This is a genomic window from Streptomyces sp. PH10-H1 (assembly GCF_030063355.1).
Lineage (GTDB): Bacteria > Actinomycetota > Actinomycetes > Streptomycetales > Streptomycetaceae > Actinacidiphila.
In genome coordinates this window covers 1-729 of record NZ_JASISZ010000235.1, presented here as the reverse complement: position 1 = coordinate 729, position 729 = coordinate 1, and the positions used below count along the sequence as shown (strand labels likewise).

The 729-nt window shown below is 67.1% G+C and carries 1 protein-coding gene; it reads left to right on the top strand.

From position 1 onward, the window contains the following. Positions 1-708: IS5 family transposase (locus QMK24_RS41385; protein ID WP_283472075.1), on the top strand; the 708-nt coding region annotated here is incomplete at its 5' end. Between the last annotated feature and the right edge of the window lie 21 nt (positions 709-729).

Below are 729 nucleotides of genomic sequence, written 5' to 3'. Positions count from 1 at the left end.
GTGCTCGCGCTGGTCCACGGCTCAGGCTACGAGCGGATCGCCACGCCCGGATGCTCTGACCGTACGATCCGACGCCGCGTCAAGGAGTGGGCTGGGCAGGGCATTGCCGAACAGGTGCATGCCCTCACCCTGGAGGCGTACGACCGCATGATCGGTCTCGGACTGGGTGAGATCTCGGTGGACGGCTGTATCACCAAGGCCCCGTCCGGCGGGGAGAAGGCGGGACGGTCGCCGGTCGACCGCGGCAAGCAGGGATTGAAGCGCTCCGTCGCCTCCGACGCCTGCGGCGTTCCACTGGGGATCGTGTCCGACGGGGCGAACCGGCACGACTCGCCCCTGCTAGGACCGACCCTGGAAGCGGCGAAGGAGCAGGTCGGTGCGCTGCCGGAAACGGTCAACGTCAACCTTGACCGAGGCTACGACAGCCTCAAGTCACGCGAGCTGATAGCGGAGTTGGGCTTCACAGCCGAGATCGCACGCAAGGGTGTGCCGGCACCGATCCAGGCCGGCAAACGCTGGGTGGTCGAGCGCACCCACTCGTGGATGAACGCCTACGGCAAGCTCCGGCGTTGCACGGAAAGGAGCGGCAGCGTCGTCGACTTCTACCTCTACCTCGCCGCAGCCCTCGTCACGCTCCGTATGCTGATTCGCCGAGCGACGAGCCGCTATCGCTGGGACGGCCGCCCCACCACCCGGCGGCTCAAGTGATCCATTTGCCGGTCGGTCTAA